This is a genomic window from Listeria farberi (genome assembly GCF_014229295.1).
GTDB classification, from domain to species: Bacteria; Bacillota; Bacilli; order Lactobacillales; family Listeriaceae; genus Listeria; species Listeria farberi.
Window position 1 is genome coordinate 212,745 of the sequence record NZ_JAARZL010000003.1, and the last position, 26,994, is coordinate 239,738.

The window sequence follows — 26,994 nt, forward strand, 5'->3', positions numbered from 1 at the left end:
GAGAGACAAACTTAGAACTGCCGAAATGAGGTTTATAAATCAAAAGTCGGGGTGAAGAGATGAATAAGAAGATGAAAAAGCTTTTTAGTATTACTTCTGTTGTGTTGTTAGTTTTATCATTAGTGGTTGTATCAATTGGTGCACAGCCAAAACGGGCGAAAGCGGCTGAAAATGTACCACAGTATCGAAATGTTATGTATTACGGTGATTGGTCGATTTGGGGAGGAGAAGGGAATTTTTATCCGAAAGATATTCCAGCTGATCAATTAACACATTTAAATTTTGCTTTTCTGGATTTTAATAGTAATGGGGATTTAGTTTTCACAGATAAAGATGCTGCTGTTGGAGCACCTGTTGGACAAGAGGGAGTTCAGTGGGGCGGAGCGAATGCTGGTGTTTTGAATGCGATTCAAGATCTACGCGCTCAAAATCCAAATTTGAAAATAGGAGTTTCGGTTGGAGGCTGGTCTAAGTCGGGAGATTTTTCGACAGTGGCGGCGGATCCGACAAAACGAGCTAACTTTGTGAAAAATGTGATGAAGTTTGTGAAATATACTAATATGGATTTTGTTGATTTGGACTGGGAATATCCTGCTTCGGTACGGGATGCTGACCTTGTTGATAATAAAAACGATGAAGGTACACCAAATGCAAAACCTGCGGATAAGCAAAACTTTATTACACTTTTACAAGATTTAAGAACTGCTTTGGATAAACAAGGCGTTGATATCAATAAGAAATACGAATTATCAGTTGCTTTACCAGCTGCAAAATCTTCGTTAGAAAATGGAGTAGATGTAGCGAATTTATTTAAAGTAGTTGATTTTGCCAATGTGATGACTTATGACTTAAACGGTGCTTGGACACCGAATAGTGCGCATCATACAGCACTTTACGGTAATCCGAAAGATCCAAATTACGATAGTGGTTTTTCTGTCGACCAAACCGTTAAATACTTAAAAGAAAAGGGAGCAGTTTCAAATAAAATTGTTGTTGGGGCAGCATTTTATACTAGGGGCTGGAATAAAGTAGCTGAAGGAACGGATACAGCATTACCTGGACTTTTCCAAGCTGCTGAAAAAACGAATAAAGATGCGGATGGCTCGCTTACTTATGGGGCAAACAACGAAAACCCAATTAAAACTGGCGACGGGGGCCGGGCTGGCGGGGTTTGGGCATACAGAAGTATTGATGCACTAAAAGCCAAGACACCAACTTTGAAAGAATATTGGGATGATACTGCCAAAGCGCCGTATCTTTATAGTAAGGAAACTGGGGAGTTTTACACATACGACAATCCACGTTCGATTAGCTATAAGGCACAGTATGTAAAAGATAATAATCTTGGTGGGATGATTTCTTGGATGCAGTCACAAGATAAAACAACGACTTCAACCAAGCGCGATGAACTTACGAAGGCTATTAAAACCGGATTGTTCGGTACAAGTGCCATCCCGCAAAACGCGATCACATATGCAAATATAAATGTGGTAGCAACCGTAAAACCTTATAGTGAAAATGGCGTCGGGTACGAAATTACAATTACGAATAATGAAAAAGCGGATGAAATAAATGAGGTCCTGAAATCAACTGAGCTATCTTTTGAAACAGTAAAATTACCCAAGTTTTATATTCCAGTAAAAGCGGGCGAAACGCTAACGGCTGGAGATTATAAAGCAGGGACAGTTACTACTTCAGGTGGCAATACAGTAGTTGATTTAGCTTCTGTATATGATGCACAGCAAATTCCACAAGGCGCATCTTATACTTTCCGCTTAAAATCGAGTGCATCTAGTGTGGATGTAAATAATATTTCTAAAATTGATTTAACACAACGAATGGTAAAATCGAGTGTCGAATTTGGGAAACAAACTATTTTTGGCGGGGGAACTGTTGTACCTGATCCAAGTGATACAGAAGCGCCAACAGTGCCAAAATCACTCACATCTTCTAATGTAACAGACACAACTGCTACTCTAACGTGGACAGCTTCAACAGATAATAAAGCGGTGGCTGGATATAAAGTGTACCGGAATGGAACCGAAGTTGGCTCTGTTTCAGGAACTACTTTTACAGATAGTGGCTTAACTGCAAAAACAGCGTACAATTATACAGTAAAAGCATATGATGCGGCGGGGAACTTCTCGGCAGCAAGCTCTGCCTTAACAGTGACAACGCTTGACGCGGCAACACCACCAGCAACTCCAGCATGGGACGCTGCCAAAACGTACAATAAGGGAGACAGGGTTTCTTATAAAGGGAAAACATATGAAGCACAGTGGTGGACTCAAGGAAATGAGCCAGGAGCTGAACAGTGGGGCCCTTGGTTGTTAATAAATTAATAGATAAAAACAGAGATTCTTTTTGGAGAATCTCTGTTTTTATTTGAAAAAGATTTTCGGTTTTGGCGTAGGGCCAAACAAAGAATAGAGAAAAATACAACTCAGCTGAGTTGTATTTTTCTCTATAAAAAGTCATAATTCTTTTTTTATATTATAGGGTGTCTGTCAAGTAACAATTTTTTAAAATAAATATCAGATAAAAAAATTAGGACAAGATAGTAATGGAAGATATAAATCATTTAGTAGTCATCCAAAATGAGGGTTTTAGTTTAAAGAATATGCCTATTCTAAATTTATTGGGAAAAGACTAGGCAAGCAAATTTCTATTTAAGGCTGTTTCCCTCTGGGGTATTGTAAAAGCCCCAAACATTTTTATATAGTTACTCTTTCGTAAATACCTGCCCTAAACTGGAATTGACCGGGTTGATAGCTACTGTTTTCTAACAATCCATTCATCATCTTGAGTTTTTCTTTCGGCATAGTAACCGTAGGGCATATCCTTTAAAAGACCAACAGAATTATCTAAGTCAAAGACTGATTTTAAGGATACTAACTTTGCTTCGTCTTCTTCATGCGTTTTTCCACATAGGAATTGCCACATTCCATCATCATCATCATGTGATACATACAAAATAGGATCTCCATTCTCAATTATGTGGCAACAGGTAATGGTAGCTGTATTTGGCTCGTCATAAAAAGGAAATTCCATATCTAATACAACTCTCCTTTCAAATTCTAATTTTTTTAAGGCTGATAGTTTAATAGATTATAAAAATAATCACTAAACCATCTAAAGTTTATGAATGGTTATTTTTTTGTTATTTTGACTGTTCAATAGCAGCACCAGGATTGCAAAAGCAACTACAAAAGACAGTGTTTCATAAACGGTCATGGGTTATCCTTTTAAGGAAATCCTAACAAAAATATTCATCACCATAAACTTGCTTACTCTTTTAGTATAGCATTAATACACACGCAAAAAAAGGAATAATTTTGTTATTTACTGTGTGGCGTATGATGATATTATAGGGAGGTTATTAAAGCGAGTGATGACTCCAGTTGTGAAATAATAATCTTATTTTTTAATTTAATCGGATATTCAAATTTACCGAAACCAGTTACGGACAAGCTATGAGCCAATTCATTAAGTATAGAAATCTTATTGATAAAAACAAAAATAAATGATATGAATAAGTGATCAATATAGAAGAAGATATCATTTGTTTTACATACAAAACTCAAAAAAAGATATTTTACGAATCTAAAACTTAATGCTATTGAGTTAGATTTGCGGAAATGGTGTAAATCATGGTAAAAAAAGAGAAGACATATTAGTACCTTCTCTTTTTCATCATCTATTTTAAATCTTGCTTTTCTAAGCGATGAGAGTAATTTTGGATTCTTATTAAATGCAGTGTCTAAATCATAATTTTCTATAAAGCTTGCAACATATCAAACTGAGATTGATACAAATTATAGTAATAACCATGTTGCGCCATCAGTTCTTCGTGACTGCCAGCTTCTTGAATGCGTCCATTATCAATGTAGAAGATGCGCGAACTGTTTTTGATTGTCGAAAGCCTGTGCGCGATAATGAAGGAAGTTCGGCCTTCCAGTAGTCGCTCAAGTCCTTCTTGGAGTAAGATTTCTGTTTGTGTATCAATACTTGAAGTGGCTTCATCGAGAATGAGGATTTTTGGATCAGCTAGAAGTGCTCTGGCAAAGGAAATCAGTTGCCGCTGCCCCGCAGAAAGAGTGCTTCCCCGTTCTTTTACCTCCGTATAATAGCCATCTTTTAATCCAGAAATGAAATCATGAGCGCGAACGACTTTGGCAGCCGCGATAATTTCTTCTTCGGTGGCATCTAGCTTCCCGTAACGAATATTTTCGATAATCGTTCCTGAGAATATAAAGGTATCTTGGAGCATGACGCCCATTTGTGACCTAAGCGATCTAAGCGTGACTTCTTCAACATTTTGTCCATCCACTAAAATCTCTCCAGAATTAATATTGTAAAAACGGCTGAGCAAATTAATTATAGTCGTTTTTCCAGCGCCAGTCGGACCAACGAGTGCAATTGATTCTCCTGCATCCACATGAAAATTAATTCCTTTTAAAATGTCCACGCCTTCCTCGTAACGGAAATAAACATCTTTAAAGTCAACATTTCCAACGATTGGTGGCATTTTTTTCGCATTTGGCACATCCTTGATATCGGGCTCGACATCCATTGTTTCGAAAATCCGCTCTAAATAAGTAGTAGCAGTAATAAGCGAATTGTAGAAGTTACCGATATTAATAACAGGATTCCAAAAATTCCCAACGTAACCAATGAAAGCAATCAGTGTCCCGGTAGAAACGTCCACACCGTAGCCTTTGATCCCAACGAAGTAAATCAGGCAAGTTGTCATTACAGCAATGTTTTGTACACCCGGCCAAAGCAAGAACTGAATTTTCACGGCTTTCATCCAAGAACGACGATATTCATTACTAACTTCGGTGAAAATCTCAAAGTTCTCTTCTTCCCGCGAAAAACTTTGCGTCACTTTAATCCCAGCAATGCTCTCGTGGATATAAGCGTTCATGTTAGATTGTTTATTGCTAAGAACCTGATACGCTTTACGCTGAGCCGTTTTAATAACCATGACAATCACGAAAAGAACTGGAATTAGCGCTAAACTATACAGCGTTAAAACGGGATCAATCATCAGCATAAAACCAAGTGTCACAATTACACTTAAAATATCGGAAATCAGATTAATGAGCCCATTGGACAACAAATCACTGAGCATATTGATGTAATTAACAACCCGAATCAAGATTTTTCCATGCGGACGGCTATCAAAATAAGAAAAAGGTAACTTTTGTAAATGACCGAAAATCGCCGTTCTCATATCCTTTAAAATATCTTGTCCAATCAGCGTAATTGACCTAATGCGGTATCGCATACAAAGTCCGGTTACAACGACAGAAACTATGAAAATAATCGCAATCCAGAATAGTTGTGTCATGTTTTTATTTGGAATCGTATCATCTATGACTATTTTGGTTAAATACGGGCCAATCATTGTCGCTACATTTGCTAATAAGATGACAAAGAGCGTGATATAGATAGATTTTTGATATGGTTTTACGTAAACGAGAATACGTTTTAAATGTGTGGCGCTGAAGGCTGTTTCTAGTTCTTCATCAACATCAAATTTATTTCTAGCCATTCACATTCGCCTCCGTCCCAAGTTGTTTATTGTAAATATCAAAATAGTAACCTTTGTCTGCTAGCAAACTGGTGTGTGTACCGCGTTCGATGATTTCACCATGGTTTAAAATTAAAATTTCATCCGCTTCTTTTACAGAAGAAATTCGGTGCGCGATAATAAAGGTTGTCGTATTTTCTGTGATTTTTTTAAGTTCACCTTGGATTTTCACTTCGGTTTCCATATCGACAGCAGAAGTAGTATCATCCAAAATCAAAATGGATGGATTTTTTAAAAGAGCACGAGCTAATGATATCCGCTGTTTTTGCCCGCCAGAAAGACCAACCCCGCGTTCGCCGACAATCGTGTCATAACTTTCGGGCATTGTTTCAATGAAGTGGTCGGCATCAGCAATTCGCGCCATTTTCCGGACATCTTCCATCGTTGCATCCGGAGCGCCAAATGCAATATTTCCTTCAATCGTATCGGAAAACAGGAAAATATCTTGCATCACTGTAGCAATGTGATTTCGAAGTTCACGCACATGCCATTTTCGCGCGTCAACACCATCAATTAAAATTTCACCGGCAGTCGGATCGTAAAATCGGCAAATCAAGTTGACAAGCGTTGATTTCCCGGCACCAGTTTCGCCCAGAATAGCAATTGTTTGGCCAGGGGAAGCTTTTAGCGAAATATTTTTGAGCACGTCGGTGTTTGGGTCATCTTCAAAATGAAAACCTACATTTTTAAATTCAACATGACCTTGGAGTGTTGGAGCAGGCTTTTCGGCATGGATAGGAATTTTAGCATCCGTCGCCATCATATCTTGAATTTTAAACGAAGAAGCGATAAAGCGTTGAACGTCATTAATTAGCCAGCCACTCATCCGCATTGGTCCGTTTAGCATCCAAAGGAATCCATTGAAAGCAACTAAATCTCCTAGCGTCATTTGGCCTTTAATTACTAAATAGCCACCGAAAATAAGCGTGATGACAACGAGCATGCCCGCGAGCGAATCAAGCACTGGCAAATAGGTTCTGGAAACATCGGCAGAATCTAGATTACGTTTTTTGAAATCCTCATTGTGTTCATGGAATTTCTTCATTTCAAAATCTTCTCGCGCAAAGGCTTTTACGACGCGATTCCCGCTAATATTTTCTTCCACCATCGAATTAAGCCTGGAAAAACTTTCTCGAATTTCATAAAAAACGGGTTGCGCTTTACTTGACATTTTCATTGTTAAAATGGCAATAAGTGGCGTTAAAATAACGAGTGCAAGCGTTAGTTTCCAGTCAATCGTAGCCATAATAATAATCGCAAAACTAAATAAAAACACATTTTCCAAAATGTTGTAAGATACCCATGAAACAAAATGACGAATCGCATCCGTATCACCAGTCATCCGCGCCATAATATCCCCAACGCGCGTATTATTGAAAAAATCAAAATCGAGTGATTGCAACTTTTTATATAAATCTTCCCGAATCTGAAAAAGGGAATTTTGGCCAATTCGCTCGCACATAATCTGATAAGAATAACGACAAATAGTTCGAATAATGGTCGAGACTATCATGATTAAAAGTAGTGGTATAAGCAAATTAGTTTTATTTTGATAGACAACATCATCAATCACTTTTCCGCCTAGTAAAGGATAAATAATACTAATACCAGAAGCGATAAAAATTAGAATAAATACACCAATCATAAGTAACCGATATTTTCGGACATACAACCAAATCCATTTCATACTCTCCATTTTTTCACATCCTTTAATATTCATATATCCATTTAGTTTACACTCCTAATTTCGAAAAAGAATGGTTTATATTCGCTGTAAGCATGGACAATGTTATATAATTAAAAGATGAATGTAAGCGTTATAGTTAGGAGGTGAAGTGATGCTGAAAATAAATACGACCACATTTAATCCGCAAATTTTGTATATTGCTAATTGTTATACCAATGAAGTTCGAGTGGGTGAAAATCATCATCATGATTTTTTAGAAATCTCGATTATTTATGAAGGAGAAGTTATTTATGATATTGAAGGGGAGCGAGTCACGTTAGAAAAAGGTGATATGCTGATTTTTAACCCAGGTGTAAACCACTACGATATAACCGAACCAGGTATGACAAATGCCCAGCTTCACATTGGTTTTCGAAACTTTGCACTAGAAGGATATTCTCGAAACACTTTCCCGTTTAAAAAAGCCTTTTTACGAAAAAAAGAAAATGAATCTGCCATTTTATCTATTTCTAAGCAAATTATAGAAGAAAAAGACGCTGAAAAACCCGGATATGACTTGATTTTGAAGGCTTTTGTTATGCAATTAATTATTCATGTATTGCGCGAAGCTACGCCAGAGCAACTTGAAAATAATGGCGTTAAATTATCCACAGATGAGCAGCAAAAACAAATTCTTGTTAATGAAATTATTCATTACATGGAAAAACATCACACAGAAGATGTCTCGCTTTCGACGCTCTCGCAAACGATGTACATTAGCCCAGCCTATATTTCCAAAGTTTTTAAAGAAGAAACCGGCGAGTCGCCAATTAATTACCTAATCAAAATTCGTCTTACGCGTGCTGAAGAGCTGCTGAAAAATAAAGACATTACAGTGAAGCAAGCCGCTAATATGGTCGGCTATAATGATGCCTATTATTTTAGTAAACTTTTCAAAAAATATTATGGGTTCCCGCCGTCGGAAAATTGGCGCAAATCGAGTTGATTTTAAAAATACTGAATGATAGAAGAAAAATTAGCAGGTATTTTCGAAATGCCTGTTTTTTTGGATTAAATTTTGCGATTAGTACTAAAAATGTATTAGAATAGAAAAGAGAAAAGGGAAGGTGATAGGACGCAATGAAATTTCAACTTTTTATTCAACCAAAGCTAGATATTCTTCAAGGTAATATTGTAGAATACGAAATACTTTTACGCGACGATAGTGAGGTTCCTAGATTTCCTTTGTCAGAGTTAGAAGGTGTACTTGCGGACGAAGAATTATACCTTACCTTTTGTGAATGGTTTTGTGCCGCTTTTTTGGAAGTCCTAAAAAAATATCCAAGTGATCGGTTTGCAATAAATATAGCACCACAACAACTTTTTTATATGGAAACACTACATTTATTAGATAAACTAAAAAGTGAGAGTCATCGCATTACTATAGAAATGACAGAAGATATTTTTGATGTGCCTGCTCATAAGAGACATTTAAATGCTAATGATAAGGATGCTTTTATTTTAAATAAAATTAAAATAATTCATGGATTAGGGTTTCATGTTGCAATAGATGATGTTAGCTGTGGACTCAACAGTTTAGAGCGCGTACTTAGTTATCTTCCTTACATAATAGAAATTAAGTTCTCTTTAATTCATTTTAAAAAAATTGATTTAGAGGATTTACTGTTATTCATTAAAGCTTGGGCAAATTTTGCGTATAAAAATAATCTCGATTTTGTGGTCGAGGGTATTGAAACAAAAGAAACCATGGCAATCTTAGAAAGCCATGGTGTCTCCATTTTTCAAGGTTACTTAGTTAATAAACCATTCCCTGTTTGAAAAATATCTATTTGATCAAGAAGTTTTTCATGTGAGTGAATAGTAACCGGTTTTTTAGATATTAATAGTCCGTTTTTACGTAACGCTTCTAATGCTTCAGTAATTCTAGCTCGACTAGAACGGCAATAATCAGCTAAAAATGTTTGCGTGATATATGAAGGTAAAGTAATCGTTCCTTCTGTTTGATGAAGATTCAGTAGTTCAATAATTTCCACAAAAATACGAGTCACTTTGATTATTGGTGGTTGGTTAATATTTTTATAATTTTTTGCAGTGAATAAATATCTAACAATTACATCATCAAGAACAAGATGGAAGAATTGTGGGTTTGCATATAAGTAATTAAGAAAAAATTCTCGATCAATGAATAGTGTGTTTCCATCTTCTACTGCACGTACACGATATTCAATAGGTTCTGGAGCCTTTTTCGTTTCGAGTAAACTTTCCATTCCAAAGATTCCTTTTTCAGAAATAAGTGCATTTACCATCCAGCGTCCTTCTTTGGTGGGGCCCTCTAAAACAGCAGTGCCTTCCAAAATAAGACCGATTTGAGGCGGCTTTTTTTGGCTATCTTTAAATAAATGAATAATATCTCCTTTTTTGAAAGAAACCTTACTAGAAAAATCGCTTGAAAAAATATCAGAAAAATCAGTAGTGTGGAACATCATTAAAACTCCTATACAAATGAAATTTTTATCTCCTACGTAACAACTGTACTTCTATTTTTGTAAAAAAGATACTGAATCAAAAATATCGTCACAATTTAGACAAAAAAACGACACTCAATCGTTATATTTTTGTGGAATTGTATTTAAAAAAGACTCTAGCAGAAGAGTCTTTTTTTAAAATTTTTTATAAACATCAATAGAGTTGCCAAAATTGATTAGATATTCTCCGCAATCATACATCGGCCCGTATTTTTCCGCATAATGAGAAACAGTGTGTCGTAAAAATTCCTCGGTTACTTCTAAAAATTCAGCAACCTCAAAATACTCTCTTAAACCAAGATAAAAACAAGTGATAATATCTTCAAGAGGAATTAATTCTTCATAACCTTTCCGACGAGCAAACAGTTCTTGTTTTTTATCTGAAAGGCTTTCTTGTTTTGTAATATTTCCTACTGTGTACTTATAATGCATTAATTCTTCCACTAAAATGCAACCTTTTTCAATGGAGGATTTGTCTTTGCTTATAAAAATCATCCCATTCAAATATAAGCCTGGTAATTTGTAAGGCATTTTTTCTTCTCTTATGGTTACCTCATCTTGGTATTTGTATACCAATTTTTCGTACAATAAAATCACATCCCGCGATGGAGTTTTTTCTTCATCTCTATATAAGCTAAAATATCTCGCATTTCTTCCTCTGTAACATCGTCATCAATATGGGCCGCAATCGTCATCGAGCGCTCGTCAACAGGTGGTAAATTTCTTTCAGGAAAAAAGTCATCTAATCGTTTATTGAAGATTTTTGCAAGTTCAAATAAAACATCTTGATTGGCTTTACGATCGCCATTTTCATAACGACTAATAGTTTGGCGCGTCGTATGAAGCTTTTCTGCTAATGCTTCTTGATTTAGGCCTCGCTCCTCACGATATTGTTTTATTTTATTTCCTACAAATTTATTTAACTCCATAATAATTGTCCTCCACAGGTTTATGGCTTCAGTATAGCATTTTTAGCACCAAAATGGAACTTTTTCGAACATATTTGTCGGATAAAGTTTACCTGTAACCAAATTGGTGCTATAATATGTGTAGAGCTAGAAAATAAATGCGGCTGATTTTGTACCGATGGCACCGAATTGGTGACAAAGCTACTATATTAATTTATGAGATGGAAGTGGAAATGGATGGATAGAAAACTTTTAAAAGAAAAGCAAATCCAACTGATTTTTCAACTGGAACAAGAAGAAAATCGATTTATTCGAAAGCGTTTGATAGAAGAGTTGGAGTTTTTTGAAGCACTAGGGGATAGAGAAAAAGGGCTTTTAACGGCGGAACAAAAACTACTTATTTTAACACCTAGTGAGTATCGAGAATACAAAAGGACCAAAACAGATTTACAAATTAGTAAGTTAATCGGGATATCGAGATCGTCACTTGCAGAATGGAAGCGAAAAAAAGGTTTAAATAGAAAAAAGTCGCAATCGGTTCAGCAAGAAATGATTGATGTATTAGCTTTTCATCTAGGCAAATCAAAAGATGAAATAGGCGCTTTGCCTGATGCTGTTATTGAATGTCAGTACGAAGCTTTTGTAATTAATGAAGCCCATAATTAAGGAGTGATAAAATGCAAGTTTTAGTTTTACCAGAAAATAAGGATATTAATTATATAAAAACTGTCCATGAAGTAAAACGATTTTTTGTAGATTTTGAGCGGTTTCGGATGATTACCGGGTTATCAAAAAAGCCACACGTGCTTAGAGATGGTTTTTTGGAAGAGCCGCAGTTTGAGCGAGTAGGTTTTTCTGCTAGATATAATAAAGAAATCATCTTCGAAGCACGATGGTTGGTGGAGAAATATACAGAAATGTTAAACCAGATGGATGAGCTATATCGCACTATTTTGATGGAGTGTTATGTGGAACGAAAACAGGATGTGGCGATAATGATGGATTTACCATATGAAATTGCCCAGTTTAAACGGATAAAAAAACGAGCAGTAATAGAACTTGCGACGATAATGGGAATTTTAGTAAGGAAATGATGATACTTTCGTGATATTTTGAAACGTCTTTTTCCCGTTAATATAAAAGTAAGCAAATTGTCCAGTAAGCGGATGACAATAAAAGCTGCATCAGAATGAAGGTGCACCGATTTTCTGATAATAAATGATGTTTTACAAGAAATTTGTTTTTATGATTGGATTTTTCATCCGTTGAGATAAACAAATATTCTATTTTGGAAAGTAAAGTTCGGAGGAATAAATTATCAAATGTGGTCTCGACCGAACTTTACTTTTCTTTTTAAAGGAGTGAACGCTTGGTGAAGAGTTTGAGCTTCATGAGAGTTTTGGAAGCAGTGAGAACAATGCTCCAGGAAAAAGGTGGACTAGATGTTTCTATCGTAATGCGTGACCAAGTGGAATTGCCTACAACTATGATGGAGATGATTGATCAAGAGGAAGAAGAAAGCCAAACTGCCTGGAAAGAAAAATACCGTTTTGCAATCCATCATTATACAAACGAGCAGGACTTAGCAGGAGTCGAAAAAATTGATACGCTTATCCAAACAGGCTTCACTTTGCCTGAAGGATACAAATTAATTGCAGTTCGTCATTTCGGAAAACAAAATTTAGTCAAAGAAAATACGTTAATTCACGCAAAAACCAGTTTTGAAGTAAGTATTTGTCGTGAATTAAAAGTAAAAATTTAGGGGGAAATATTAATGGCATTTGAAGAAAATTTATATTGTGATTATACACCGGGAGCTGCTAAAGCGGTCGCGGGGAAAGATGTTATTTTAGCAGTTTTTAACGCAGCGGGGGATAAACTATTGGCGGTTGCGGGCCAACAAGGTCTAACTGTAAACCGTTCTAAAGATAGCATTGAAATTACATCTAAAGATACAGTTGGCGGATGGAAATCCAAAATTGGCGGTATGAAAGAATGGTCAATTGAAAATGACGGGTTATATGTTGCTGATGCAGAGTCTCACAAAGAATTGGCGAAATATTTCGAAAGTGATAGCCCGGTTTGTGTGAAAATCATTAATCAAGCATCTAAAAAAGGTCTTTTCGGTGGTTTGGCAATCGTAGCTGACTATAGTTTTGAAGCGCCTTTTGATGAAGCGATGACTTACTCTGTAAAACTAGACGGAATGGGAGCGCTTGTTGATTTGACTATTACTGAGGGCGGAGATCAAATGCCCGGCGAAACACCTGTAGCACCAGCAGAATAAAATAGAAAGCCACTGAAATAAGTGGCTTTCCCTTAGGAGGAAAATAAATGTTTGAAGTGAATGATACAACTTATATTTTACGATTTAATAAACAAAAAGTTAAAACGGTGGAATTAACATCAGGGATTAGTTTAGTTGCAGCTTTGACTGCGAATAAAGGGATTTTGAGCTATCAAGTGATTGAAACGCTATTTGTTTCAGGACTTGTGGAAGAAAAAGGCTTAGTACCTGTAAAACAAAAAGAAGCTTTGGAGATTTTCGACAAATTAGTAGAAGAACAAGGCTTAATTTCGCTTAATGTAGCTGTTATTGAGAAATTGCAAGAGGATATGGGTTTTTTGTTCCGTTAAAACAGATTGAATTTGAGTATTTTGGTGCTGAGGACGAAGAAGTGGATAGTGAAATGACCCATGATTTTGATTTGGAAAAACAATTCGCTTTTTTTGTAGTTAATTTTCAGATGTCCAAGCATGATTTTGAAGAACTTACTGAAGTGGAGAAAAATTTCATCATGAAAGAATGGGAAAACAAGGTGATTTTTGAATCTACTATGCTTCGAAATGCAGTTTTAAATGCGGAACAAAATCTCAATCGAAAACGAAATTCACGTTTTATCGACTTGCATAAAAAACGTCAGAAGAAAGCCGATGTTAATTATACAGTAAATGCACTTCAAGCAATTTCCGAGAATGAAGCGAAGGAAGGTAAAGCGTGGATTGACCGGATTTATGGTGCAAACGGGTTGCGAAGACCTAAAAATAAAGAAGAAAGGGGGAAAGTGAATGGCGGAGTCTAAAAGTATTACATTTGAACTGAATGAGAGCGTCCTAACAGCGCAAGTTGGTAGATTAGATGAAATGGCAACTATGGTTGAACAACGATTTTCAGAGCTTAAAATGACCATTGAAGATGTTGGAAATGCCGATCCTGGATCAAAAATTTCTGAGTCTTTAAGCGGTTTACAGTCGGGCCTCGGGACTATTAGTTCAGCGTTTGGACAACTTGGTTCTAGTAGTGAAGCGATTACATCAGGATTTGGTACAGCAATTGGCTCAGTTAGTGGAATCACGGATGCGTTTAAAAATTTAGGATCAAGTGTCCAAAATGGTACATTATTTTCAAGTTTAGCGACAGGAATTGGTGGCATGAGTACTATGCTTAGTGGAGTATCTGGTGGGGTTCAAGGAATTACAAATCTAGCTAGTGGCTTTATGGAATTGAAGACTCATTTAGGTGGGTTAATGTCTTCTATTGGTGGCGTTGGAGGGATTATGAGTAAACTGACTTCTCCAATGGGGTTAGTAATTATCGGGATTGTAGCGCTAGTTGCTGCTTTTACGTACTTGATGACGACAAATGAATCGTTCCGAAATACCGTGATGTCAGTCGTAACTCAGGTTGCGCAGTTGTTCGGTCAACTTGTAGCTAGTCTAATGCCGATTATTATGCAAATTGTCACAGCAGTCATGCAAATTGGTGCAGCATTAATGCCTATGGTTATGCAGTTTATTAGCTTTTTTGCCCAGTTGTTAGCTCAATTAATGCCTTTTATTAATATGCTGATTTCAATGCTTATGCCAGTTATTATGCAGATTGTTCAAGTTGTTATGTCGCTTGTTTCAGCGCTGTTACCAAGCATTATGACAGTAATTCAAGGTATTATGAGCGTTATTCAATTTCTAATTCCGATAATTATGCAAATCGCGACAGTGGTTGTACAAATTGTTGTAACGATTATTTCTTATATAAGTAAAATTATGCCGATTGTAATGACGATTATTGGCGTTATTGTTTCGATTATCACGACGATTATTAGCTATGTAGTTATTATTGCAACGACAATTGCAAGCGTTATTGGGAAAATTATTAGCTTTATTGCGAGTGTTATTACGGCGGTTATCGGGATTGTGCAACCAATTATTGGCTTTATTACAAATATCTTTACGATTATCGTAACAATTATTGGAGCTGCTTTCCAAATGGTATTTACTGTTGCATCCAAAATTTGGAATGCCATTATGTCGACGATTTCTGGAATTATTAATGGAATTAAATCAGTCATTACAGGTATTTCTACTACAGTTTCATCAGTGTTTAACGGAGTGAAGCGCATTATCACAGGTGTCTTTGAGGGAATTAAAAGTGCTTGGGGTGGTTTAACTGATTTTGTAGGAAATATTTTCGATGGTGTTTCAAGCGCAATTCAAACTGTAGTAGATAATGTCAAAGGTTTTGTAAATGTGGTAATTCGAGGGATTAATTCAGCGATTGGTTTAATTAATAAGATTCCAGGCGTTGAAATTGGTAAAATACCACAATTAATCTCCGGAACGACAAACTTCCAGGGTGGCTTTGCTCGAATGAATGAAGGCGGGCGTGGTGAAATGGTTGTTTTACCATCTGGTTCTCAAGTAATTCCGCACGATGCAACGATGAAATACGCAAGAGAAAGTGCGCGTGGTAATAAATCAATGCTCTTTACAAACCAAGGCACTGATTTAGCTAGAGTAGAAAACCTTCTAGAACGCTTACTACAAAAAAATCCAGTTATTAAAATGGACGATAAAGTTGTATCTGAAGTAGTTAGTCGTAACCAGGCAAACTTGTTTGATCAATACAATTATACAATGGGAGGTGCGGCTTATTCATGAGTGACTTATTTTTAGAACTAAATGGAAAAATTCATTCGCTTAGTGAAACATTTCCTGGACTTTCCGTTCAAGAAGTAGCGAGGCAAAGTCCGCAATTAAGTATGGAAACTGCTGAGATTTCTGGAACGGACGGAGTTATTCCAGGTACTATCCAATTTAAACCCTTTATTTTTTCAGCAAAATGCAATTTACAGGCACTTGATATACCGGATTACCATTTAGCAGTTAGAGAAATTTATGAGTTCTTATTTCAGCGAGATAGTTATTATATTTGGAGTGATCAAATGCCGGGAATTCGGTATGAAGTGCATCCAAAACCATTTGATTTTAGTCGTGAATCAGATCGGGTCGGGCTTCTCAATTTAGAGTTTGATGTTTTTAAGGGCTATGCAGAATCTCGTGGTACAAGCCTAGACCCAATGACTTTTGAAGTGGATTTATGGCAAATGGGCATGAATTTATCTAACCGAGATGATTTGTTTTATGTTTTTAAAGAGAATACATTTCGTGTTTATAATGCAGGAAGTGATCGGGTTAATCCGTTGATGCGACATGAGCTAGACATAGCTATGACGGCAAATGGAATCCCGACTATTAATAATTTAACAACCGGTGATTCATTTCAATATCGTAATGAACTCAAAAAGACGGATGTTTTGCTGTTAAATAATATCTATCCGCTTGTAAATAATCGTCGCGTTGGAAAAGACACAAATCACGGCATTATTACCCTTGAAAAAGGATGGAATGAATTTGAAATTAAAGGTGTAACGGATATAACTATTGCTTTTAATTTTCCGTTCATTTATCGGTAGGTGATAAGTATGGATTATTTGATTATTCAAAGTATGGATAAAGAAGTAGAAGAGATTTTAACAGATATTGATTATGGCTCTTTTTCTTATGATTATGAAAAAAACACGAGTCGTTCCATTTCATTTACAGTTAATAAAACAAAACAGAATGCTGATGTATTCAATCTGGTTGGAAATGAGGCAATTCTAACTTATCAAGGTCAACAATTTGTCATAAAAAAATGTACTCCTAAAGCCGTTGGAAAAACGATTTCTAAACAAATAACTGCCCAGCATATAAGTTATACAGTGCAAGATCATGTTCAGTATAACGTGAAAACGGGACGAAAAAAATATTCGATTCAGACGGTAATGGAATTTGTGCTAAAAGACAATGAGCTAGGATTTTCTCATGAAATACAAGGTAGTTTTCCATTAGTCGAGTTAGAGGATTTAGGAAATAAAAATGGATTAGAATTAGTGAATTTATGTTTGGAAGAATTTGGGGCAATACTATTTGCTGATAATAAAAAACTTTATTTTTATGATGAAACGAGTTGGTACTTGAAAACAGAGAAGCAATTACGCTATTTATACAATACAGAAGATGTTTCAGTGGATACAAATACTGATAATTTAAAAACAGAGATTAAATGCTATGGCAAACAAAAAGAAAATGCCGACAAGCTAACGGGAGATAATAAATATATGGCGGTTGTTACCTATACTTCGCCTAACGTTTCTATTTATGGAAAAAGAATGGCCAATTCAAAAACCGACGATAAAATTACGAATAATAACGATTTATTGGATTTTGCCAAAAAACAGATTCTGGATGTTCCGGAAACCTCTTTAACAATTACTTATAGAGGAGAAGAAGCAGTTACAGAACGAGATATTTGGTACTTTATTCATGAATCAATGGGATTTGAAACGGAAGTGAAGGTTACGAGAATTAAATCAGCTCATCCGTGGAGTAAGAAATTTCAAGAAATTGGTTTTAGCAATTCGCGACGTGATATGGTCCGAATTCAGACTCAAATTGCAAATCAAGTGAAAAAGGCTAGCGTAGATACAAATAAGATTAATTCGTTTTCAAGCATCGCAATGAATGCATATGATTCGCGGATTTTAACGGAAGTAGTAGGTGTTGTAGATGGCGACTGAAATTAGAGTTTTGAAAAATGTGGATGAAACAGTTTTCTATCCGAAAACACATGTAACTGCTGTCGAAGGTCTTAATGAAGTTTCAACAAACGCTTCTGGATTAATGACTCCAAATGATAAAGTCAAATTAAATGGAATTGAAGCGAATGCAGAAAAAAATAATGTGACTGCAAGCGATATTTCAAATTGGAATAAAAAACAAGATTCAATTTTAGTTTCGGAAAATGGTTCTAATTTCAAAATAATAGTGACAAATACAGGTGAGCTAAAGACGACGAAATTGGAATAGAGAGGAGGTTGCGTATGAAGTTGGATTTGTGGAAATGGGAAATGCTTCTTCAAGGTCGAGAATTTAGAAATAAAACCAATGACAATTGGCAAAAATTAATGGATTGGTCTAACTTTATTTCTTCGGGAATAGATAAGATTTATACCTACGTGAACAAAGCAGATGCTACCTTAAATGCCAAAATTGAAACAGTTGATAAAGCAGTGAATGCAAGAGTTAACGAGCTGATTAGCGGAACAGAACAGCTAAGTGAAGTTGTTGATGCCAGATCTGATGCATTTGGCACTAGGTATCCGGTTTTAAGAGAACGTCTAAATCTAGAACAGCAAATTTTTAGCAAGAAAAGCACGGCACATTTTGATGTGGATAATGTTATAAGCATGGATAAACAAGATATTGGTTTATTGACCAGCAAATCAATTACTGAAGCCCAAACAGTTTGTTTTTTAAATATATCAAGCTTCAATGAGAATGCAGATATTGTTCTTGAAAAGACTAGTGAAACGAGCTTTTCAGAAAGTTTAACAAGTTTAGTTTTTGCAAAGTTAGGGACGAATGAACGTTACCAAATGGAGTCAGCTGGTGCGTAAAGGAGGAGTGAAGAATGACTGAAATTAAACGAATGCTACAAACAAAAGACGATAATTCTAAAGAACAATTTTATCCAGAGACACATGTAGCGGGAATTGTTGGACTGACAGAATATGTTTCTGGTCAGATTCCAACCGGTGTCGTTAGCGTCAATGGAAAGGCTGGCAGAGTATTACTAGAAGCAGAAGACCTACATGCTGCTAAGAAAATCCATGAACATGAAGTCGCAACATACACAACAGATGGATTTATGAGTTCTTTTGATAAACAAAAAATAGATCAATTAGTATCTCCGGAAGCAGGCGTAACAAGTGTAAACGGTAAAACAGGAATTGTCGACTTATTTGCAGTTGATGTAGAGGCGGCGGAAATAAACCATACTCATCCAGAAGCATCAACTAGTGAAAGTGGCTTTTTATCAAAAGAAGATAAAGAAAAAATAGATGCGATGCCAATAATCGCACTGGAAACTATTAAGGAGGTTATAGAATGACTAAAATTGTAAAAATGTCAGAGAAAAACGAACATGGAACGTTAGAGCAATTCTATCCAGAAACACACGCCGAGGCTGTTAAAGGGCTTGTGAGTGTTACAGATGAAGAAAAGGCGACATGGAATGATAAAGAAACTATTTCAGGTGCGGAACAAAAGGCGAATACAGCTTTGAATAGTGCCAAAAATTATGTGGATACTATTGGTGAAGGAACTGTTATTTTCAAAGGGGCTAATCTAATGGGGGCTGGACAATCATTTAAATGGGACGCCTCTAAATTGAAATTTGGAATTACATTACTATTTAGTCGATATGATCCTGTAAATAATACACCACAAGACTATTATTATCATTCTGTATTCCTATCAAAAGCTCAGTTAGCAGAGATTGCAGGGAGAGGTATTTTGATTCAGATGCCTTCAACAACATATGGTGATAGAAAGTACTTGTATGTATCAACAACAGGTGTTTCGGGACATTTTGATAACTCGAATTATGGGGCTTGGGCATTACGCCTATTAACAGTTATGTAATTAAAAAGGAGGTTTTCCATGGAAGTCATACTAAAAATTGGGATTTTAGGTTTTGGCGCGGTGTTTGGATACTTGTTTGGGGAAGTGGATTTATTGGTAAAAGTGCTGGTGTGCTTTATTGTAGCTGACTATATTTCCGGGCTACTCGCTTCAGGGTATCTTGGTGAACTTAGCAGCAAAATGGGTTTCAAAGGAATCGCGAAAAAAATCGCTATCTTGATTTTAGTGGCTATTGCGCATCAAATAGATTTGATTCTGGGAACGCATAATACGACGCGGGATGCGGTTATCTTTTTCTATTTGGCGAATGAGCTGATTTCTATATTGGAAAATTTCGTTCGAATGGGAATGAAGGTCCCGGAAGTATTGAAAAATTTAATTTTGATTTTTGATGCGAAATCGGGAAACAAGGAGGATGATCATGACAAAAATATGGATTGATGTAGATTTCTGTGATAGCACATAAAAATTTTGAAATCAAAGGAATATCAAAAGGATTATTGTGTGGGAATTGTTGCAGGAGTGAAGTGGATTTTCAAATAAAGAAATAAAATTGTAGGAGGAATATTAAATGAATGAATTAGTAAAAGAATTTGATATTAAAAAAGCGCAGGACAATTTGGCAACACTTGTAAATTGCTGGGAGCCGTTTCAGTTTATTATGATTAGTGATTCTTATGTGTACGGAGTTTCTCAAACAGCACGGGTAGAGCCAAATGATGCTACTATTTATCAAATTGATAATAATGGTGAAGTTATGGGGAAAATGTTACTAGTCGGAGGTACTCATAATTCTGCATATGGTGTAAAAACTATCAATGGAAAAGACTATATTTATGCACCGATTCATACTTCTAGTGGAGATAAAGTTGTATATAAATTTGAATTTGAGAAGGACACAACCATCACTGAAAACTCTTCTAAAGCTAAGAAATTAGGAGATTTTAAACAAAAAAAATCATTAAATATTAGTATTTCAAATGATGATGTATTTGTTTTTACCTTATTAGCAGATAATACAGCTACAGTGATGAAATTTTCACTTGCGGAATTTGAGCAAGGTGCTACAGATAGCTCGATTAAGTTTGACGTAGGAAATAAAACCTATGGCTATTTACAAGGATTTGCTGGTTTTGGTGATAAAGTTTATATTGCGATTGGTCCAGGAGGTACAGCGCTTGATCCTGTAAGTAAATGTTACTTGTACACGCATTCCCTCATTGACGGTAGTTTGTATGACAAGCAATGGATTTCGTGGGGTAGTGATGATGAGCTGGGTGAGCCCTTTAACAAATACCGCGAGCCAGAAGGTATGGACTTTTTTGTAAGCAAAACGGGGGAACCGGTTTTAGTACAAACAGTCTTTACTGGTGGAAATAGTGGTGATGGGAAGACGGTTCGAAGACGTAATAAATTATATACAATAACAAATTTAAATAATAGTGATGATTTTACAAATAAGTTTAGTCGAAAAAGACCTGCATCAGCAACTCTATTTGAAGGCCAGTTAAAAGGAAATGATACTAGTACAGTATATTTACCAAGAGATATAGCTAATTTTGAGTATATTGTAGTGTCATGGATGCACGGTGACGGTGTTCGACGTCAAGAGAGTTTTCATGTGAAAAAATTAGAAGATTATCCGCGAGTTGATCTTTCTAATATTGTCTTACAAGGAGATGGGTTTGCTACTATCTATTACTTTATTGTTGAATTTACAACTTCTAAAATGCGTGTCGCTAATGCAAGAGCACGGAGAATGAAACCTACAGGCTGGGATGCTCTAGTTGATCCTTATGCTAATTCGATTATTCTATCTGTAGAAGGTTACAATTTACGTTAATATAAAGGAAACCCACTAATAAAGGAGCTATTAGTGGGTTTTTTCTTTATTAACTTCTTTTACGCAAAGTATAAAGCGCGGTAGCTGTTAAAATAGCTCCAAACACAGTTGCAAGTCCTGCTGTATCACCAGTGGTTGGTAGGGAAGTGTTGGAAGGTGTCCCTGTGTTAGATGTATTTGGTGTAGAGGTTGTTGGGTCTTCGGTAGTTGTAGTTCCGCCAGTATTTCCGGAGCCATTACCGTTATCTGTGCCACTATTTCCATCTGTTTCGCCGTTATTTCCGTTGCCATTGTCCGTTCCACCATTACCGTTTCCATTATCTGGAGGGGTAGTTGAAGCTGCTTCTTGAACAGTTGCTTGGAAAGTGGTGCTGTAGCCGTTTGTGTCAGTGATTGTTGTTGTTACTTGGTCACCCTTTTTGAGGTTTAAAGAAGTAACATCTACGGAAAACTTACCGTTTGCGTCAGCTGTTGCGTTAGGTCCGGCAGCGAGTGCCATTTTTGCATTAGCAGTTGCTTTTTGAACGGAGACAGTTGCGCCAGGCAAAGTAGTTCCAGTTAGATTTTTATCTTTTTCAGCTAATTTATTGATTTTTGTTGCATCTTTGATTGCTTTGATAGCTGCGTCTTCGGTTTCTTTGTCGATTTCAGCTTGGGATTTGTAGACTTTACGACCTTCTTTTTGAGCTGTAATGACTTTTCCAGCAGCTTTTTGGTCTTTGATGTAGTTGATGAATGTTTCAGTGTCTGGGTCGATTGCAGTTACTAGGTTTGCTTTTTTAAAGGCTGAGAATCCATCGCCACCGCCAAATAGGAAGTCATTGATTACGACTTTGTATTTTTGGTCAGCTTTTAAAGGAGTTCCATCTTCTGTTGTAACACTTGCCACTTTATACGCGTGATCTAAATCATCTGTATCAGTGAAAGTATATTTTAATCCAGAAATTTGTAGGAAATAAGTTTGGTTGCTTAAATATTGTTGGTTTAGAGCTTCCAAAATATCAGCGCCAGTCATTTCCACTACTTGCAAAATGTTACCAAATGGTTGAACAGCTTGAGCCGCACCCCATGTGATTTCGTTTTGGCCATTTGCAAGACGAGTAGTAAGATCAGAACGGATTCCGCCATTGTTAGTCATAGCAAAATCGACATCGGCGCCGGCTTTATTTGCCATGTAACGTTGTGCATCCGTAATCATGTTACCGAGCTCGGATTCTTTATCATCAATTGCTTTGTTATCTGGATTTGTATCACGAGAAATAACGTCTTTATTTGCTAGTCCGATAGTTTCGTTGATAACACCTTCAATGCGGCTTTTCGCATCTTCGGTTACAGTGGTAATATCGGCATTTGGTGTGACGCTTCTCGTGTTGTATGTAATTTTAGCGTCAGGTGGTGTAACGAAATCGCCGGTTGTTTTATCAAGTTCGCCAGTTACATCTGAAAAAGCTTTACCATTGTTGTAACTTTGAACAATACGAGTTTTTCCAACTAATCCGTTTGTGTATTGGTGATTGTGCCCTGCAAGGACTAAATCGACCGAGTTATTTGGGTCTAATTCATTTGCTTTGGTAATCATATTAGCAGCTTCCCCGGCTACATCTTGTTTTGTTCCAGTGTTTGGGTTTCCGGTGGAAAGTGCTGGAACGTGGGATAAAACAACGATTGCGTTAACGCCTTGATTTCTTAGTTCAGCAGAGTATTTAACGATTGTTTCTGCTTCATCAAGGAAATCGTAGTCTTTAATATGATTTGCAAGAACTAAATTAGGAATTTCTGTTGTAACGATACCGATGAAGCCAACTTTGACACCATCAATTTCTTTTACATAATATGGTAAAAAGCCTTCTGCGACTGTGTTTGTTCCTTTGTTGACCACGTTAGCTGCGACGATTTTCATGTCACTTTTAACGCGTGGATAAGCTTCTACGATTGGTCCGAATTTGTTTGTAGAAACTCCGTCCAAAATTCGTTTGTATTCAGGTAATCCTTCATCAAACTCATGGTTACCTAATGTGCCGACTTCGAAATTCATTTTTTGGAGAACTTTCATCGTTGGCTCGTCTTGAAGTAAACCTGATACTGCTGGACTTGCGCCGACCATGTCGCCTGCTTGAACACGGATAGCATTGTCAGTTGTTGCTCCAGGATTTGCCTGTAAAAATGAGTTAGTGGCATTATCCAAATTGGTAGCTAAGTAATCTGCTCCGCCAATTGGTGAGCCCGATGCATCTTTAGAGGCTGTTTCAAGCGCTCCGTGGAAATCGTTTATTCCCAAAATCTGGATAGGAACTGTATCTGCTGCTGCTTGTGCTGTTGTCCCGGTGAATGGTGCTGTAAGTCCGATTGTGAGCCCTGCTACGAGTAAAACATGTGTAGTTTTCTTGAAAAATTTGTTCACTTTCACACTCTCCCTTTTTTCGCCAGTGGCAATTTGTAAGCGCTAACTCATGGGTGTCTAGCTATAATTGTAGCAAAGAGGAATCACCCTAGCAATAGGAAATATGGATTTTGTGTAAATGTAGTGATAATATTTGGCTATATTTTCATTTCGACGGAAAAAAGGGTAAACTAGAGAAAAAGGAGGGTTAAGATGGATATCTCGAGTACGGAAATATGGGATGCGATTAGGAGAAATAGTTACTTGCTGTATTATCAACCAAAAGTAGACGCGAAAACAAATAAAATTATCGGTTTTGAAGGTTTGATTCGACTAAAAACTGCGACGACTATTCTAGCTCCAATTGATTTCTTTGATGATATTGTCCTTTTAAATGCAACGCGGGAAATGCAAGATTTTGTCGCTGAAACAGCGATAAAACAAATTAACCAGTTAGGTGGACGCTTTTCAATTTCGATTAATATTCCGGCGCATTATGTAGCGAGCAGTACGTATATGACTTTTTTACATGATTATGTGAAAGAAAATTTAAAGTATCCGGAATGCCTAGAAATAGAGATTATCGAACGGGGTGAAATAACGGAACTTGCTATCGCGGATAAAAACTTACGAAAAATAAAAAACCTTGGTGTCAAAGTGAGTATGGATGATTTTGGAAAAGGTTATAGTTCGCTTGCGTATTTGCGCAGCTTGCCGATTGATATTGTGAAAACAGATATGTCATTTATCGCGCTTTTAAAAACAGATCGAAAACAGCAAATTATTATTCGCGCGATCGTCAATTTGTGCCATGATTTAGGCGGAAAAGTGGTTACAGAAGGTGTGGAAGATATGGAACAAGTGGAAAAATTAAAGGAAATGAAAGTAGACTATTTTCAAGGTTATTATTTTAGTCGACCATTACCGATGGAAGATATTAAAGAAAAATATTCTTTTGTGTAGAAGAGTATATAAATAAAAAATTGGTTGGTGTGAGAATGGTAATTTACCAAATTCACACCAACCAATTTTATTTGATTAAATTGTTTGAAGCATCTTTTACAACAACGTCATGTGCGCCGCCTTCTACGATAGAAGTAGAAGATACAAGGGTGATTTTTGCTTTTTGCTGTAATTCTGGGATATTAAGCGCACCGCAATTACACATGGTAGAACGGACTTTACTAAGGCTGATTGCGACATTGTCTTTCAATGATCCAGCGTAAGGAACATAAGAATCTACGCCTTCTTCAAAAGATAATTTCTTGTCGCCGCCAAGGTCATAACGTTGCCAGTTACGCGCGCGGTTAGCCCCTTCGCCCCAATATTCTTTCATATATGTGCCGTTTAAATTCACTTTATTAGTAGGGCTTTCGTCAAAACGGGAGAAGTAACGACCAAGCATGATGAAGTCAGCTCCCATTGCGAGTGCTAGCGTCATATGGTAGTCATAAACAATTCCGCCATCAGAACAAATCGGGATGTAAACACCTGTTTCTTCAAAATATTCATCGCGGGCTTTAGCAACATCAATTAGCGCAGTTGCCTGTCCGCGACCAATGCCTTTTTGTTCGCGCGTAATACAGATTGAACCACCACCCACACCAACTTTGACAAAATCTGCGCCAGCATCAGCAAGATAACGGAAACCATCACGATCAACGACATTTCCTGCACCAATTTTAACCGTATCCCCGTATTTACCGCGAACGTAGTCAAGTGTGCGTTTTTGCCACTCGGAGTAACCTTCAGAGGAATCAATACACAGAATATCTGCTCCTGCTTCTACTAATGCGGGAACGCGTTCTTCGTAGTCGCGCGTATTAATACCAGCCCCAACAACGTAACGTTTCGAGGAATCAAGCAGTTCTAATTTATTTTCTTTATTAGAGTCATAGTCTTTACGAAACACCATGTGAACCAAGTGTTCGTTATCGTCTACAAGTGGCAGGGCATTTAATTTGTTGTCCCAAATAATGTTGTTAGCTTCTTTTAAAGTGGTCGATTTTTTAGCAGTAACTAGTTTTTCAAAAGGCGTCATGAAATCTGCTACTTTTTCATCAGGACTCATGCGCGTTACGCGGTAGTCGCGACTTGTCACGATACCTAGTAATTTACCGTGCGCTGTGCCATCTTCTGTAACTGCAACTGTGGAATGACCAGTTTTTTCTTTTAAATCAAGAATATCTTGGAGGGTTTTATCTGGGCTAATATTAGAATCACTAATAACGAATCCAGCCTTATGATTTTTCACGCGGGAAACCATGGCTGCTTCACTTTCGATGGACTGGGAGCCGAAGATGAATGATACGCCACCTTCTGTAGCAAGAGCAATACCCATATTATCGTCAGAAACAGCTTGCATAATTGCGGAAACAAGCGGAATGTTCATTGTGATTGCAGATTCTTCACCCTTTTTAAACTTTACGATTGGTGTTTTTAAGCTAACATTAGTTGGAACACATTCAGCGGATGAGTAGCCTGGAACAAGTAAAAATTCACTAAATGTGCGGGACGGTTCTTCAAAATAAAATGCCATTATTTCCACTCCTTCTTCTATTTTTAAATGAATTTATAAAATATCTTTATTATTTCAATATCTGGTTAGAAAGTCAATGATTGGAAGTGCTTTTTCATAACGTTTTCTTTTAATAGATGAGTGGAATATAATAATGATAGGTAAACTTTCGCGAAGGAGGTAATCAGATGGATGAAGAAACATTATTAGAACAAGGCTATCGTAAGTATCGCGGGGCGGACATAGATATTTATTTTAATACAAATGTTTGCGCGCATTCAGGTAATTGTGTAAAGGGTAATGCAGAACTTTTTAATTTAGATAGAAAGCCTTGGATTGTGCCAGATAATGTATCAAAAGAAGAGGCAAAGCGTGTGATTCATACTTGCCCTAGTGGAGCGCTTCAATATATAGAGAAATAGGAGGATATCAAATGCAATATAAAAATGGTGAAAATAGAATTTATGCGGTAAATGATGAAGGAGTAGAAGTTGGCGAAGTGACTTTTGTTCCAACTGGGGAAGATATGTTTATTATTGACCACACAGGTGTAGATGATGCTGCACGTGGCCAAGGGATAGCGCAAGAACTTGTGAAACATGCTGTCGAAAAAGCGAAAATAGAAGGAAAGAAAATTATTCCGCTTTGCCCGTTTGCTAAAGCTGAGTTTTCCAAGAAGCCAGAATATCAAGTAGTACAAGCTTCAAAATAAGAAGAGTAGACTAGGTTTTA

General features: G+C 36.7%; 29 protein-coding genes. 21 read left to right on the plus strand and 8 right to left on the minus strand.

The genetic code is table 11. The annotated features are described in order from the left end of the window. Positions 1–71: 71 nt before the first annotated feature. A complete protein-coding gene (gene chiB, locus HCB38_RS10360) occupies positions 72–2,342 on the plus strand; it encodes a chitinase ChiB (protein ID WP_185638487.1) in 2,271 nt (756 codons plus the stop codon). Between the two features lie 430 nt (positions 2,343–2,772). Here chiB and HCB38_RS10365 read toward each other — a convergent pair whose 3' ends face one another. The 3 genes from HCB38_RS10365 to HCB38_RS10375 form a co-directional block, all read right to left on the minus strand. Beyond that, positions 2,773–3,051: a hypothetical protein gene (locus HCB38_RS10365; RefSeq protein ID WP_185319539.1), complete on the minus strand. Its 279-nt coding sequence runs from the start codon at positions 3,049–3,051 to the stop codon at positions 2,773–2,775. Between the two features lie 724 nt (positions 3,052–3,775). Further along, positions 3,776–5,557 (minus strand): ABC transporter ATP-binding protein, encoded by a 1,782-nt coding sequence (locus HCB38_RS10370; RefSeq protein WP_185319538.1) that lies wholly within the window; start codon positions 5,555–5,557, stop codon positions 3,776–3,778. Then, the gene (locus HCB38_RS10375; RefSeq protein WP_185319537.1) at positions 5,550–7,292 is read right to left on the minus strand and encodes an ABC transporter ATP-binding protein; all 1,743 of its coding nucleotides are present in this window, start codon (positions 7,290–7,292) and stop codon (positions 5,550–5,552) included. Before HCB38_RS10375 ends, HCB38_RS10370 begins: the two co-directional genes overlap by 8 nt. A 142-nt stretch (positions 7,293–7,434) precedes the next feature. Here HCB38_RS10375 and HCB38_RS10380 point away from each other — a divergent pair, with 142 nt between their 5' ends. Both HCB38_RS10380 and HCB38_RS10385 read left to right on the plus strand, forming a co-directional pair. Continuing rightward, on the plus strand, positions 7,435–8,268 hold the full coding sequence (locus HCB38_RS10380) for an AraC family transcriptional regulator (protein WP_185319536.1): 834 nt from the start codon (positions 7,435–7,437) through the stop codon (positions 8,266–8,268). A gap of 134 nt (positions 8,269–8,402) precedes the next feature. Further along, on the plus strand, positions 8,403–9,101 hold the full coding sequence (locus HCB38_RS10385) for an EAL domain-containing protein (protein ID WP_185319535.1): 699 nt from the start codon (positions 8,403–8,405) through the stop codon (positions 9,099–9,101). On the opposite strand, the gene HCB38_RS10390 is transcribed toward HCB38_RS10385, so the two are convergent. From HCB38_RS10390 to HCB38_RS10400, 3 genes are all read right to left on the minus strand, one after another. Then, the gene (locus tag HCB38_RS10390) at positions 9,071–9,766 is read right to left on the minus strand and encodes a Crp/Fnr family transcriptional regulator (RefSeq protein WP_185319534.1); all 696 of its coding nucleotides are present in this window, start codon (positions 9,764–9,766) and stop codon (positions 9,071–9,073) included. The genes HCB38_RS10385 and HCB38_RS10390 overlap by 31 nt on opposite strands. Positions 9,767–9,943: 177 nt before the next feature. Then, on the minus strand, positions 9,944–10,396 hold the full coding sequence (locus tag HCB38_RS10395) for an ImmA/IrrE family metallo-endopeptidase (protein ID WP_185638445.1): 453 nt from the start codon (positions 10,394–10,396) through the stop codon (positions 9,944–9,946). 5 nt (positions 10,397–10,401) lie between these two features. Next, positions 10,402–10,737, minus strand: coding sequence for a helix-turn-helix transcriptional regulator (locus HCB38_RS10400; RefSeq protein ID WP_185319532.1), 336 nt, complete (start codon positions 10,735–10,737; stop codon positions 10,402–10,404). A gap of 216 nt (positions 10,738–10,953) precedes the next feature. Here HCB38_RS10400 and lmaD point away from each other — a divergent pair, with 216 nt between their 5' ends. From lmaD to HCB38_RS10475, 15 genes are all read left to right on the plus strand, one after another. Further along, positions 10,954–11,382, plus strand: a complete 429-nt coding sequence (gene lmaD / locus HCB38_RS10405; protein ID WP_185319531.1) for a protein LmaD — start codon at positions 10,954–10,956, stop codon at positions 11,380–11,382. 11 nt (positions 11,383–11,393) lie between these two features. Continuing rightward, entirely contained in the window at positions 11,394–11,810 is a 417-nt protein-coding gene (gene lmaC, locus HCB38_RS10410) for a protein LmaC (RefSeq protein WP_185319530.1), read from the plus strand. Between the two features lie 278 nt (positions 11,811–12,088). Next, the gene (lmaB, locus tag HCB38_RS10415) at positions 12,089–12,478 is read left to right on the plus strand and encodes a protein LmaB (protein WP_185319529.1); all 390 of its coding nucleotides are present in this window, start codon (positions 12,089–12,091) and stop codon (positions 12,476–12,478) included. Positions 12,479–12,490: 12 nt separating this feature from the next. Then, positions 12,491–13,003 carry a protein LmaA gene (lmaA, locus tag HCB38_RS10420; protein ID WP_003721744.1) on the plus strand — a complete coding sequence of 171 codons (513 nt, stop codon included), beginning with the start codon at positions 12,491–12,493 and terminating at the stop codon, positions 13,001–13,003. Between the two features lie 47 nt (positions 13,004–13,050). Beyond that, a complete protein-coding gene (locus HCB38_RS10425; RefSeq protein WP_003721745.1) occupies positions 13,051–13,353 on the plus strand; it encodes a hypothetical protein in 303 nt (100 codons plus the stop codon). Positions 13,354–13,394: 41 nt separating this feature from the next. Beyond that, a complete protein-coding gene (locus HCB38_RS10430; protein ID WP_185319528.1) occupies positions 13,395–13,799 on the plus strand; it encodes a phenylalanine racemase in 405 nt (134 codons plus the stop codon). Next, a complete protein-coding gene (locus HCB38_RS10435) occupies positions 13,786–15,654 on the plus strand; it encodes a phage tail protein (RefSeq protein WP_185638447.1) in 1,869 nt (622 codons plus the stop codon). The genes HCB38_RS10430 and HCB38_RS10435 overlap by 14 nt, the downstream gene beginning before the upstream one ends. Beyond that, complete coding sequence (locus HCB38_RS10440; protein ID WP_003759840.1) at positions 15,651–16,469, plus strand: phage tail family protein; 819 nt, start codon at positions 15,651–15,653, stop codon at positions 16,467–16,469. The genes HCB38_RS10435 and HCB38_RS10440 overlap by 4 nt, the downstream gene beginning before the upstream one ends. 9 nt (positions 16,470–16,478) lie before the next feature. Continuing rightward, positions 16,479–17,615 carry a phage tail protein gene (locus HCB38_RS10445; RefSeq protein WP_185638449.1) on the plus strand — a complete coding sequence of 379 codons (1,137 nt, stop codon included), beginning with the start codon at positions 16,479–16,481 and terminating at the stop codon, positions 17,613–17,615. Beyond that, the gene (locus tag HCB38_RS10450) at positions 17,605–17,904 is read left to right on the plus strand and encodes a CCA-adding enzyme (protein WP_185319525.1); all 300 of its coding nucleotides are present in this window, start codon (positions 17,605–17,607) and stop codon (positions 17,902–17,904) included. The genes HCB38_RS10445 and HCB38_RS10450 overlap by 11 nt, the downstream gene beginning before the upstream one ends. Before the next feature lie 14 nt (positions 17,905–17,918). Beyond that, positions 17,919–18,494, plus strand: coding sequence for an alpha-amylase (locus HCB38_RS10455; protein ID WP_185319524.1), 576 nt, complete (start codon positions 17,919–17,921; stop codon positions 18,492–18,494). Between the two features lie 14 nt (positions 18,495–18,508). Continuing rightward, entirely contained in the window at positions 18,509–18,988 is a 480-nt protein-coding gene (locus HCB38_RS10460; RefSeq protein ID WP_185319523.1) for a hypothetical protein, read from the plus strand. Beyond that, positions 18,985–19,521: a hypothetical protein gene (locus tag HCB38_RS10465; protein ID WP_185319522.1), complete on the plus strand. Its 537-nt coding sequence runs from the start codon at positions 18,985–18,987 to the stop codon at positions 19,519–19,521. The genes HCB38_RS10460 and HCB38_RS10465 overlap by 4 nt, the downstream gene beginning before the upstream one ends. Before the next feature lie 18 nt (positions 19,522–19,539). After that, a complete protein-coding gene (locus HCB38_RS10470) occupies positions 19,540–19,962 on the plus strand; it encodes a phage holin family protein (RefSeq protein WP_185619762.1) in 423 nt (140 codons plus the stop codon). Positions 19,963–20,092: 130 nt separating this feature from the next. Next, complete coding sequence (locus tag HCB38_RS10475) at positions 20,093–21,364, plus strand: phage baseplate protein (RefSeq protein ID WP_185319520.1); 1,272 nt, start codon at positions 20,093–20,095, stop codon at positions 21,362–21,364. Positions 21,365–21,413: 49 nt separating this feature from the next. On the opposite strand, the gene HCB38_RS10480 is transcribed toward HCB38_RS10475, so the two are convergent. Then, positions 21,414–23,771: a bifunctional metallophosphatase/5'-nucleotidase gene (locus HCB38_RS10480; protein WP_185638451.1), complete on the minus strand. Its 2,358-nt coding sequence runs from the start codon at positions 23,769–23,771 to the stop codon at positions 21,414–21,416. Between the two features lie 186 nt (positions 23,772–23,957). Between HCB38_RS10480 and HCB38_RS10485 the strand changes: the two genes are divergently transcribed. Beyond that, positions 23,958–24,707, plus strand: a complete 750-nt coding sequence (locus HCB38_RS10485) for an EAL domain-containing protein (protein WP_185319518.1) — start codon at positions 23,958–23,960, stop codon at positions 24,705–24,707. Between the two features lie 67 nt (positions 24,708–24,774). On the opposite strand, the gene HCB38_RS10490 is transcribed toward HCB38_RS10485, so the two are convergent. Continuing rightward, positions 24,775–26,283 (minus strand): IMP dehydrogenase, encoded by a 1,509-nt coding sequence (locus tag HCB38_RS10490; RefSeq protein WP_185319517.1) that lies wholly within the window; start codon positions 26,281–26,283, stop codon positions 24,775–24,777. A 167-nt stretch (positions 26,284–26,450) separates the two neighbouring features. On the opposite strand from HCB38_RS10490, the gene HCB38_RS10495 reads away from it, so the two are divergent. Beyond that, entirely contained in the window at positions 26,451–26,684 is a 234-nt protein-coding gene (locus tag HCB38_RS10495; protein WP_185319516.1) for a (4Fe-4S)-binding protein, read from the plus strand. An 11-nt stretch (positions 26,685–26,695) separates the two neighbouring features. Beyond that, a complete protein-coding gene (locus HCB38_RS10500; RefSeq protein WP_185319515.1) occupies positions 26,696–26,974 on the plus strand; it encodes a GNAT family N-acetyltransferase in 279 nt (92 codons plus the stop codon). Positions 26,975–26,994 lie beyond the last annotated feature (20 nt).

Excerpts from the sequence above, each read along its gene's own strand:
- HCB38_RS10370 (WP_185319538.1), bottom strand. The coding sequence starts at position 5,557 with ATGGCTAGAAATAAATTTGATGTTGATGAAGAACTAGAAACAGCCTTC.
- HCB38_RS10495 (WP_185319516.1), top strand. The coding sequence starts at position 26,451 with ATGGATGAAGAAACATTATTAGAACAAGGCTATCGTAAGTATCGCGGG.
- HCB38_RS10425 (WP_003721745.1), top strand. The coding sequence starts at position 13,051 with ATGTTTGAAGTGAATGATACAACTTATATTTTACGATTTAATAAACAA.
- HCB38_RS10400 (WP_185319532.1), bottom strand. The coding sequence starts at position 10,737 with ATGGAGTTAAATAAATTTGTAGGAAATAAAATAAAACAATATCGTGAG.
- HCB38_RS10390 (WP_185319534.1), bottom strand. The coding sequence starts at position 9,766 with ATGTTCCACACTACTGATTTTTCTGATATTTTTTCAAGCGATTTTTCT.
- HCB38_RS10445 (WP_185638449.1), top strand. The coding sequence starts at position 16,479 with ATGGATTATTTGATTATTCAAAGTATGGATAAAGAAGTAGAAGAGATT.
- lmaC (WP_185319530.1), top strand. The coding sequence starts at position 11,394 with ATGCAAGTTTTAGTTTTACCAGAAAATAAGGATATTAATTATATAAAA.
- chiB (WP_185638487.1), top strand. The coding sequence starts at position 72 with ATGAAAAAGCTTTTTAGTATTACTTCTGTTGTGTTGTTAGTTTTATCA.
- HCB38_RS10460 (WP_185319523.1), top strand. The coding sequence starts at position 18,509 with ATGACTGAAATTAAACGAATGCTACAAACAAAAGACGATAATTCTAAA.
- HCB38_RS10365 (WP_185319539.1), bottom strand. The coding sequence starts at position 3,051 with ATGGAATTTCCTTTTTATGACGAGCCAAATACAGCTACCATTACCTGT.
- HCB38_RS10485 (WP_185319518.1), top strand. The coding sequence starts at position 23,958 with ATGGATATCTCGAGTACGGAAATATGGGATGCGATTAGGAGAAATAGT.
- HCB38_RS10375 (WP_185319537.1), bottom strand. The coding sequence starts at position 7,292 with ATGGAGAGTATGAAATGGATTTGGTTGTATGTCCGAAAATATCGGTTA.
- HCB38_RS10470 (WP_185619762.1), top strand. The coding sequence starts at position 19,540 with ATGGAAGTCATACTAAAAATTGGGATTTTAGGTTTTGGCGCGGTGTTT.
- HCB38_RS10455 (WP_185319524.1), top strand. The coding sequence starts at position 17,919 with ATGAAGTTGGATTTGTGGAAATGGGAAATGCTTCTTCAAGGTCGAGAA.
- HCB38_RS10385 (WP_185319535.1), top strand. The coding sequence starts at position 8,403 with ATGAAATTTCAACTTTTTATTCAACCAAAGCTAGATATTCTTCAAGGT.
- HCB38_RS10475 (WP_185319520.1), top strand. The coding sequence starts at position 20,093 with ATGAATGAATTAGTAAAAGAATTTGATATTAAAAAAGCGCAGGACAAT.
- HCB38_RS10490 (WP_185319517.1), bottom strand. The coding sequence starts at position 26,283 with ATGGCATTTTATTTTGAAGAACCGTCCCGCACATTTAGTGAATTTTTA.
- lmaD (WP_185319531.1), top strand. The coding sequence starts at position 10,954 with ATGGATAGAAAACTTTTAAAAGAAAAGCAAATCCAACTGATTTTTCAA.
- HCB38_RS10465 (WP_185319522.1), top strand. The coding sequence starts at position 18,985 with ATGACTAAAATTGTAAAAATGTCAGAGAAAAACGAACATGGAACGTTA.
- HCB38_RS10435 (WP_185638447.1), top strand. The coding sequence starts at position 13,786 with ATGGCGGAGTCTAAAAGTATTACATTTGAACTGAATGAGAGCGTCCTA.
- HCB38_RS10380 (WP_185319536.1), top strand. The coding sequence starts at position 7,435 with ATGCTGAAAATAAATACGACCACATTTAATCCGCAAATTTTGTATATT.
- lmaA (WP_003721744.1), top strand. The coding sequence starts at position 12,491 with ATGGCATTTGAAGAAAATTTATATTGTGATTATACACCGGGAGCTGCT.
- HCB38_RS10450 (WP_185319525.1), top strand. The coding sequence starts at position 17,605 with ATGGCGACTGAAATTAGAGTTTTGAAAAATGTGGATGAAACAGTTTTC.
- HCB38_RS10440 (WP_003759840.1), top strand. The coding sequence starts at position 15,651 with ATGAGTGACTTATTTTTAGAACTAAATGGAAAAATTCATTCGCTTAGT.
- HCB38_RS10500 (WP_185319515.1), top strand. The coding sequence starts at position 26,696 with ATGCAATATAAAAATGGTGAAAATAGAATTTATGCGGTAAATGATGAA.